Origin of the sequence: Streptomyces sp. NPDC088747, from assembly GCF_044751025.1 — a bacterium.
Taxonomy (GTDB): Bacteria; Actinomycetota; Actinomycetes; order Streptomycetales; family Streptomycetaceae; genus Streptomyces.
The window spans coordinates 143903-152687 of the sequence record NZ_JBIVKZ010000026.1 but is presented as its reverse complement, the minus strand read 5'-3'; the positions used below and the strand labels follow the sequence as shown (position 1 = coordinate 152687).

General features: G+C 71.7%; 6 protein-coding genes and 1 riboswitch. Of the genes, 1 reads left to right on the top strand and 5 read right to left on the bottom strand.

What is annotated here, in order from left to right; genetic code table 11:
* Positions 1–243 precede the first annotated feature (243 nt).
* Positions 244–1569, bottom strand: a complete 1326-nt coding sequence (gene fahA, locus ACIP79_RS40695) for a fumarylacetoacetase (RefSeq protein WP_401232543.1) — start codon at positions 1567–1569, stop codon at positions 244–246.
* A 443-nt stretch (positions 1570–2012) separates the two neighbouring features.
* On the opposite strand from fahA, the gene ACIP79_RS40690 reads away from it, so the two are divergent.
* Positions 2013–2822, top strand: a complete 810-nt coding sequence (locus ACIP79_RS40690) for an HAD family hydrolase (protein ID WP_401232540.1) — start codon at positions 2013–2015, stop codon at positions 2820–2822.
* A gap of 168 nt (positions 2823–2990) precedes the next feature.
* Here ACIP79_RS40690 and ACIP79_RS40685 read toward each other — a convergent pair whose 3' ends face one another.
* The 4 genes from ACIP79_RS40685 to ACIP79_RS40670 form a co-directional block, all read right to left on the bottom strand.
* Positions 2991–4358, bottom strand: coding sequence for a VWA-like domain-containing protein (locus ACIP79_RS40685; RefSeq protein ID WP_401232538.1), 1368 nt, complete (start codon positions 4356–4358; stop codon positions 2991–2993).
* Complete coding sequence (locus tag ACIP79_RS40680; protein ID WP_401232535.1) at positions 4355–5626, bottom strand: AAA family ATPase; 1272 nt, start codon at positions 5624–5626, stop codon at positions 4355–4357. Before ACIP79_RS40680 ends, ACIP79_RS40685 begins: the two co-directional genes overlap by 4 nt.
* A gap of 95 nt (positions 5627–5721) precedes the next feature.
* A complete protein-coding gene (locus ACIP79_RS40675) occupies positions 5722–7374 on the bottom strand; it encodes a hypothetical protein (protein WP_401232532.1) in 1653 nt (550 codons plus the stop codon).
* A gap of 174 nt (positions 7375–7548) precedes the next feature.
* Positions 7549–8289: a LysM peptidoglycan-binding domain-containing protein gene (locus ACIP79_RS40670; protein ID WP_383683771.1), complete on the bottom strand. Its 741-nt coding sequence runs from the start codon at positions 8287–8289 to the stop codon at positions 7549–7551.
* Between the two features lie 4 nt (positions 8290–8293).
* Positions 8294–8444: riboswitch (cyclic di-AMP (ydaO/yuaA leader) on the bottom strand.
* Positions 8445–8785: the final 341 nt, after the last annotated feature.

Sequence of the window (8785 nt, the reverse complement as noted above, 5' to 3'; positions counted from 1 at the left end):
GCCGGGGGGGGGGGGGGGGGGGGGGGGGGCCCGGGGGGGGGGGGGGGCCCCCGGCGGGGGGGGGGGGGGGCGGGGGGCGTGCCGGTACGTCCCGCCCGTCGCCGCCGGATCAGACGTCGGGCAGGAACTGGGCGTCCGGTGACGCGGGCGTACGCGACGGGCATCTGGACGTACCGGCACGCCCCCTTGCGTGGTCTGTCGGGTGCCGACGCCGTTTCGCCTGGGGAGCGACGGGCCCGTGGTCTACGGGGCTGGGGTGATGCGGCCCGTTACCTCGCCCAGGCCTACGCGGGTGCCGTCGGGGCCTGGGGCCCAGGCGGTCATGGTGACCTCGTCGCCGTCCTCCAGGAAGGTGCGTTCGCCGTCGGGGAGGGTGAGGGTGTCGCGGCCGTTCCAGGTCAGTTCCAGGAGGGAGCCGCGCTCGGAATCGGGCTGGCCGCTCACCGTTCCGGAGCCGTAGAGGTCGCCGGTGCGCAGGGAGGCGCCGTTGACCGTCATCTGGGCCAGTTGCTGGGCAGCCGTCCAGTACATGGTGGAGAAGGGGGGCTCGGAGACGATGTGGCCGTTGATGGCCACGGAGATACGGAGGTCGTAGCCGCCGGGTTCGTCCTCGGAGTCGTCGAGGTAGGGGAGGAGGGGGTGCGTGCGGGACGGGGGTGCGACCTGGGCGTCGGTCAGGGCGTCGAGCGGGGTGATCCACGCGGACACCGACGTGGCGAAGGACTTGCCCAGGAAGGGGCCGAGGGGGACGTACTCCCAGGCCTGGATGTCGCGCGCCGACCAGTCGTTGAGGAGGCAGAGGCCGAAGACGTGGTCGCGGAAGGCGGAGAGGGGGACGGGAGTGCCCATGGGCGAGGGGGCGCCGACCACGAAGCCGACCTCCGCCTCGATGTCCAGCCGGACGGACGGTCCGAAGACGGGGACGGCGTCGGTGGGCGGCTTGCGCTGACCCGAAGGGCGGACCACCTCCGTTCCTGACACCACGACCGTGCCGGACCTGCCGTGATAGCCGATGGGGAGGTGCTTCCAGTTGGGGGTGAGGGAGTCGGCGGCGTCGGGGCGGAAGATCTGGCCGACGTTCCGGGCATGGTTCTCGGAGGCGTAGAAGTCGACGTAGTCCGCGACCTCGAAGGGGAGGTGCAGGGTCACCTCGGAGAGGGGGTGGAGGTGGGGCGCGAGCGTCTCGCGGTGGGCCGGGACCGTCACCCAGGCGGTGAGGGCTCGACGGACGTCGGACCAGGCGGTGCGGCCGGCGGCGAGGAGCGGGTTCAGGGTCGGCCGGGCGAGCAGTCCCGCGTAGGGGGAGCCGAGGGCCAGGGCCGCCGCGCCCGCGTCGAGCACGTGGTCACCGAGGCGGACACCGACGGTGCGTTCTGTGGCACGCTCCGTGGCACGTTCCGGGGTGCGGGAGTTGGCACGCTCCGACGTGCGCTCGGCGGCACGTTCCGTGGTGTGTTCCGGGTGGGTGCCTGGCGAGGGGGGACTGGGCGGATCGTTCAGGGAGAACACGCCGTACGGCAGGTTGTGCGGGCCGAAGGGATCGCCCTCGGGGACGTCGAAGGGGGGCATCGGGTGGTGCCTCGCTCTCGTGGCTTGCGGGTGCGTACTCGCCGTGCGGTGTGCGGATCGTGCGGCCTGCACGGTGGTTTCCGTCCGGTCCGCGCGATCCACGTGTTTCGCGTGGTCGCGGCACACGTTACGGGGGAGCACGCCTGCTGTGGCAGTGCCTGATGAGTTCGTAATGTCCCGACAAGTCGTGCCTGTGTGCGGCTATGCGGTGATTCAGGAGAGGGAGGGCTTGGTCACGCCCAAGGGCCGGTGGGGGACGGGCGCGGCGCCCGTTCGGCGGTGACGGACAACTGGCTTGCGGTCAGGGGGTGTTCGGGCCGGTGTCGCTTCTGTGCCTGGGGATCTGGCGCTTTCCGTGGGGTGAACGGCGTTGCTGACGAGATACCGGACGTCGTCCGGTTCACGCCGGGCCGTTGGGTCGTTCGGTCCGTATTCTTCGGATCATGGCCGCTCCGACTGCATATTCACTTATCGCCACTGACCTGGACGGAACGCTGCTGCGCGGCGACGACACCCTCTCCGACCGGTCGCGGGCCGCGTTGAGGACGGCTGCGGCCGAGGGCGCCCGGCATCTGGTGGTGACGGGCCGGCCGGCGCCCAGAGTGCGCCCGCTGCTCGATGAACTCGGTGGCCAGGGGCTGGCGGTGTGCGGACAGGGGGCGCAGTTGTACGACGCGGCGGCGGACCGTCTGTTGTGGTCGGTGACCCTGGACAGGGAGTTGGCCGAGACGGCGCTCGGCAAGATCGAGGCGGAGGTCGGGCAGGTCTACGCGGCCGTGGACCAGGACGGAGTGGACGGGCTCACGCTCATCGAGCCGGGGTATGTGATGCCGCATCCGACGCTCCCGGCCGTGCGGGTGCACCGGCGCGACGGGCTGTGGACACGGCCGATCAGCAAGGTGTTGCTCCGTCACCCCTACTTGTCCGACGACGAGTTGGCGACGACGGCCCGTGCGGTGGCCGGTTCGCTCGCGACCGTCACCATGTCGGGGCCGGGCACAGTCGAACTCCAGCCATGCGGCGTGACCAAGGCGACGGGGCTGGCACTCGCCGCCCGCCACCTCGGTCTCACCTCCTCCGCCACCATCGCTTTCGGCGACATGCCCAACGACATCCCGATGTTCGACTGGGCCGCACACGGCGTGGCGATGGCCAACGCCCATCCCGAGTTGAGGACGGTCGCCGACGAAGTGACCCTCTCCAACGAGGACGACGGCATCGCGGTGGTGCTGGAGCGACTCTTCGGCTCGTAGGGAGAGGGGAGGAAGAAGGGAGGGAGAGGGAGGGGGTGGGGGAGAGGGAGGGGAGGAAGAGGGGCAGGAGGCGGGCGGCTGCGGGTTGAGGTGTGGGGTTTGAGGTGTGAGGGCCGGGGGCTGGGGGCTGGGGGGCAGTGGGTCGTGATGGTCAGTGGGTCGTGGTGGTCAGCCGATGTTCACCACGCGGGCCCACGCGGGTGGGGAGTCCGGTACGTAGTCGGGGTCGTTCTCGTCGTACGACGAGGTTTCGTGCGGGCGGGCGAACAGGCCCACGACCGTCCGGCACGGGGGGCGTGTGCTGGGCCAGGGTGTCTGGCCGTCGGTCAGCGCGACGATGACGTCCGGCCCCGGCCCGGTCCGCAGGGCCTTGGCGAAGCCCGTGCGCAGATCCGTGCCCCCGCCGCCCACCAGCGGAATCCCCTCGGCACGGCACAGCGGGTGGGCGATCCGGGCCGACGCGTCGCACGGCACCACGGTGACCAGATCGCGGCGGCCGCCCACGGCACGCGCGATCGCGGCGACTTCGAGGAGGGCGCTGCCCAGTTCGGCGTCGCTGACCGATCCGGAGGTGTCGATGACCACGCAGACGCGGGGCGGCCTGCGTCGCAGGCTGGGCAGGACGATGTCCGGCATTCCGGCCGACCGCCGGGAGGGGCGGCCGTAGGTGTAGTCCTCGCCCGCGCCGGAGCCGGAGGCCGCTGAGCGGACGGCCGCGCCGAGCAACTCCCGCCAGGGCTGCGGCGGGTGGAAGGCCTCCTCCGCCCACCGTTTCCAACCCTGCGGGGTACTTCCCGGGCGGGCGCTGATGCCCTGCGCCACCCGGAACCGGACCAGGTCGCGTTCCTGCGCGCTCAGGCCGTACGCGCCGTCAGGACCCAGTTCCCACTCGCGGTCCAGTCCGTCGGCGCCGCTCCCGCAGTCCAGCCAGACGAGGTCCTGGGTGAGCGGTCCGAGACTGAACCGGCGCAGGTAGTCCTCCATGAGCTCACCCTCGGGCAGCCTCAAGGACCCTGGGTGGACAGCGCCTTCGGGCCGGACCAGCCCGTCGCCGAACACGTCGTCGTTGATCTCGCAGTCGGCGGCGATGTTCATCCGCAGCCGTTCCCCCGGGCCGGTCAGCCCGCGCTCCCTCGCGACCCGGTCACTGCGGCCGTGGTGGTCGCGCAGCAGGTGCGACACCTCGTGCACCCACACACCGGCGAGGTCCTCGACCGGCATCCGGTCCACGAACGCCGGCGAGACGTAACACCGCCAGTACCGGTCGACGGCCATCGTCGGCACCGTCCGCGACTCCACCGTGTGGAGGGCGAACAGGGCCGTCGCCAGGTAGGGCCGGACCCGGGCGGCGTGCAGCCGGGCGGCGAAGAGCTTGTCGAGGTCGAGGTCGAGGTCGAGGTCGAGCGCCCTCCCCGCCTCTGGTGTCTCCGGGTTCTCCCGGCTCCCCGGACTCCCCGGACTTCCCGGCGTCTCCGGAGTCCCCGGCGTCTTCGGACTCCCCGGCGTCCCCGGACGCCCCGGCCCGCCCGCGGTCACCGGCGGCCCGCCTTCGCGGTGAGCGCGGTGGCGCGGGACACCGACTGGTCCGCCCGCCTGGACAGGGACACCGCCCCGGCGAGCTTCTCGATCGACGCCGGGACGTCCCAGTCGTCCTGGCGGAGGGTGGCGAGTGTCGTCGCCGGTACGACCACCAGGTCGGGCGCCCCGGTCTCCAACGCCCGGACCAGGAGCGCCCACGCCGCGTCCCAGCGAGCCCTCTCCGGACGTTTGCGGACCGCCGCGACCACGCCGTCGAGTACCGCCTGGCGCAGATCTCCCCGCTCGGGCAGGACCGCGGCAGCCGGGTCGGCGAGCAGCGTCTCGGGGTCGGGGAGGTCCAACCGGTCCAGGCCGGCCAGCAGTTCGAGCCCCGGCCCGTCCCCGACGGTTCCTCTGACCAGCAGGGAGAGCACCTCCCGGGAGGAGCCCGCCGCGGTCGCGAAGGCGATCAGGAACAGGGTCATCTCCCAGCTTCGCGGGGAGGGCCAGGGGCCGCCCCGGCGGGTTTCGTTGCTGGGCAGCTGGTGTACGAGGGTGGGGCGGGCGGCGAGGAGTTCGCACACCGCCCGTCGGGCGAACCGCACGGCCTCCGGCAGCCTCTCCGCGTCGAGCCGTGGCAGCGTCGCCCGTGGCCAGGTCCCGCCGAGTCCACGTACGACGACGTCGTGGTCGTGGGTCCACTGGAGATGGACGAACCGGTTGGCCAGCGGCGGGCTCAGTTCCCAGCCGTCGGCCGCCGAGGAGCGCGGGTTGGCGGCGGCCACGATCCGTACCCCGGGCGGCAGTTGGAGCGAACCGATGCGCCGCTCCAGCACAAGGCGGAGCAGCGCGGCCTGCACGGCGGGCGGCGCGGTGGACAACTCGTCCAGGAACAGGAGCCCTCGCCCGGTCCGTACCAGGCGGACTGCCCAGTCCGGGGGAGCCATGGGAACTCCCTGCTCGGCGGGGTCGTCGCCGACGATGGGCAGCCCCGAGAAGTCGGACGGCTCGTGCACGCTCGCAATCACCGTGGTCAGCGGAAGGTCCAACGCCGCGGCCAACTGCGTCAGCGCCGCGGTCTTGCCGATCCCCGGCTCACCCCACAGGAGTACGGGCAGATCGGCGGCCACGGCCAGTGTCAGGGCCTCTAGTTGGATGTCGGGGCGTGGCTCGGTGCCGGCGTCGCGCAGCAGCGCCAGCAGCTCGCCGGCTACGTCGAGTTGGGAGACGGGCGGCGTTAGGTCGGAGGGGTTGTCGATGGCGGGGAACAGGGTGCGTGTGGGCATGTTTGATCACCTTTGGGTTCGTGGTGGGGAATGAGAATGAGAGGGGCGGCGGAGGTAGGGGGGAAGAAGGAGAGCGGTGCGGGCGAGAGCTGGGGTCAGCCCCAGATCGCGTGTCGCGAGCGGGTACGGCGTTCGCGTGGGCGCTGACAGTCCGGGTGGAAGTGGAGGCGGCCGGGACCGGGTTCGATCAGGCCCGCCCTGAACAGCCCGTATGTGATCCGCCGGGCTGCCGCCGCCTCCAACTCGTCCCGTAGGGCGCCGCCTCGCAGGACCGCGCCGGGGCCCAACAGCCCTTCGACGACGGCCAACGCGCCCTTGATGTCGCCATGGACCAGGCGTTCACGGACGCCGACCAGGCAGTCCGGACGGCGGTGCGCCTCGTCGATGGCCCGCAGACAGGGAAGCGGGGTGCCGGTGAGTTCGACCAGCAGTTCCTCGCGACGGATCTCGGCCGGATCGTGGTCCATCGCCGCCAGCACCCCGTTGACCAGCCCGATCCGGTGCTCGGCCCCTCGGCACTCCACCAGCCGCGGTTGCCCTGCGGCAGCGACGGCGACGGCGACCGGGGCAGCGACAGCGACAGCGGCAGGGGCCGCGGAAGAAGGGAGACCAGGCCCGGCCCCGGAGCCCGAGGCCGCGGCCGACACAGAGGCCGCCCCCGCCCGCAGGCCCCCGGCCGACAACGCCGACGCGACCAGCGGATGCAGCCGGTCCATCCCGACCGCACCGGCCCGGATCAGTTCGAGGTCGGGCAGCACCCAGGTCGCCGCGTCCGGCAGCACCGGCAGCGCGGAGTCGCTCCCGTCCGTCGGCGCCGCGGAGATCCGCATGACAGGCGACCCACGGTCACTGGTGCCCCCACCCCCACCCCTCTCAGCGTCCCCGTCCGCGACCAGCTCCAGGACCAGCCGACGCCGAGCCCCGAGCCGTACGGAGACCGCGCCGGTACCGCTGGCCCGCCCTTCGGCGCGAAGCAACATCCCGGCCTCGGCCGCCCACCGGTCCACGGCACACGGGCACCCGTGCCGTGGACCGGTGGGCGGCCCCAGCAGATCCGTATCCGAAGCCGAAGCCGCGTCGACCGGAGAGCCGAGAAGCCGATCCGCCCCGGACCGCATCAGCAGCTCATCGCTCCTGCGCGCATCCCACAGATGCCGGTGGAGGTCGAGGCGGAACCGTCGGCTGGGCCGGAGATGGGGATGCGGATGCCGCCCCGCGGCGGCCTCGAAGCGGGGCCCGCCCCACAGCGCGAGGCTGATCCGCTGCCCGGCGTCCGCCCAGGCAGGCGGAGTCCGCACGACGAGATACACGGGGTGTTCCCCACCGCGCTCACTACCGTCGGACCCGAACCCGAACCCGAACCCGAACCCGGACCCGAAATCAGCCCGAGCCCTGGACTCGTAAACAGCCCCAGCCCCGGCCTCCACCTCGTACCGAGCCAACGCGACAGTCACCCCCGGCCGCAACAGCCCGTCAGGAGCGATCCTCGGCAGATGCCAGCGCAGCAGGTCGGGAGCCAGATGGCGGAGGTCGGCCCGGATCCGGGCAGCGAGATCGCGGCCATGGCTGCGCGCCACGGAACGCGGACTGAGATCGACGTCGATGCCCGCGGCGGCACACGCCCCGGCCCAGTCCCCGGCAAGGCGGCGGGCGGTCGCGGTCTCGATCATGGAAGGCGGCACGGCGAACTCGCGCACGCGCGGCCAGAAGGAAAAGCGGGAGTCCCCATTCGCGTCCTGAGTGAGCATCAGCACTCACCTTGCGCGGATGGGACCCCCAATCTACGAACGGTTTGAGTCGTCATCGAGGGGAGCGTAACGCCCCCGACCGCGAACAGTCACCCGATATTCGGCGGCAGCCACGGCCGCACGGCCGCTCAGCGGCCCAGCCGAATCCCCCCGAAGACCGCCGAAACCGCCGACTCAGTAAGCCCCGTTGACGTTGTCGATCGAGCCGTACTTCGCCGCGGCGTAGTTGCAGGCGGCGGTGATGTTCGCGACCGGGTCGTAGGGGTCCGTCGAGGTGCCGGCCACGTGGTACGCGGTGAAGGTCGGGTCGATGACCTGGAGCAGGCCCTTGGAGGGGGTACCGGCGGCGGCGTTGGAGTCCCAGTTGTTGATGGCGACGGGGTTGCCCGCGGACTCGCGGATGATGTTGCGGTAGATGCCGTCGTAGCTGCCGGGAATCCCCTTCTCGGCCATGATGGCCAGGGATTCCTTGATCCAGCCGTCGAGGTCGTCGGTGTACGTCGCGGAGGTCGCCGCGGACTTCGTGGCGGTCTCGGCGGCGGCCTGGGTCGTCTTCGTCGCCTTCGTGCCCACGGTCAAGGTGGTGCCCGGCCGAAGCATCATCGGGTCGGAGCCGATGACCGCGGCGTTGGCCTTGTAGAGCGTCTGCCAGGTGCCGCCCGTGGTGCGCTCCCGCGCGATCTTGGACAGTGTGTCGCCCGAGACGACCTTGTACGTGACCAGCTTGACGTCGGGGACGGCGGCCGGAGCGGCCTTCGTCGCCGCGGTCGCCTGGGCCGGCACGGCGGTGGTGGCGGCGTGTGCGCCGGTCGCGGTCACCAGGGGGAGCACGAGCGCGGCTCCGCCCGTTCCGGCGGCGACGACGCCGCGGGTGAGGTGGCTGGTCCTGGGACGGCGGTGCTTGCCTGCGGGCATGACGAATTCCTCTCCGTCGCCTGCGAGGTGAGCTGTCGGGTTCGGGCGGGAGCTGCCCGGCCGCATGGGTGGGTGCGGCTTCACCCCGAGCCGATCCGTGTCCGAATCGGCGGCTTACCTGGGTCCCCCGCTCCTGCCGTGAGCGTGTGTGGATGGGTGGGGTCCGGGCGGCGGCAGGATTCGGCGTTCCGCCTGGATCGACGTGAACGTATGCGAGAGCACATGTCCGGAACAAGGCCAGATTTGCCGGTGTAGATCACTTTCGCCTCGGCATACGGCAGGGTTAATCGCCCGATTGTGCCGGAATGTGAAACTCAACTTGCCTTTAGCGAACGGCTAATTGTGCGACGGTCCGAGAGGGCGATCTTGTCCGGACGTGACCCATTTCACGCGACCAAGCAGGAACAAAGCGGCACTGCGTCCAATCTATTCACAATCCGGACACCGCTCTCGGAGCCCCGGGGGCAGGGAGCTGCCTACCTCTACCCCCACCTCT

What these genes read in the sequence shown, in the direction of transcription:
- ACIP79_RS40675 (WP_401232532.1), bottom strand. Translation starts at nt 7,374, where the DNA reads ATGCTCACTCAGGACGCGAATGGGGACTCCCGCTTTTCCTTCTGGCCG.
- ACIP79_RS40690 (WP_401232540.1), top strand. Translation starts at nt 2,013, where the DNA reads ATGGCCGCTCCGACTGCATATTCACTTATCGCCACTGACCTGGACGGA.
- ACIP79_RS40670 (WP_383683771.1), bottom strand. Translation starts at nt 8,289, where the DNA reads ATGCCCGCAGGCAAGCACCGCCGTCCCAGGACCAGCCACCTCACCCGC.
- fahA (WP_401232543.1), bottom strand. Translation starts at nt 1,569, where the DNA reads ATGCCCCCCTTCGACGTCCCCGAGGGCGATCCCTTCGGCCCGCACAAC.
- ACIP79_RS40680 (WP_401232535.1), bottom strand. Translation starts at nt 5,626, where the DNA reads ATGCCCACACGCACCCTGTTCCCCGCCATCGACAACCCCTCCGACCTA.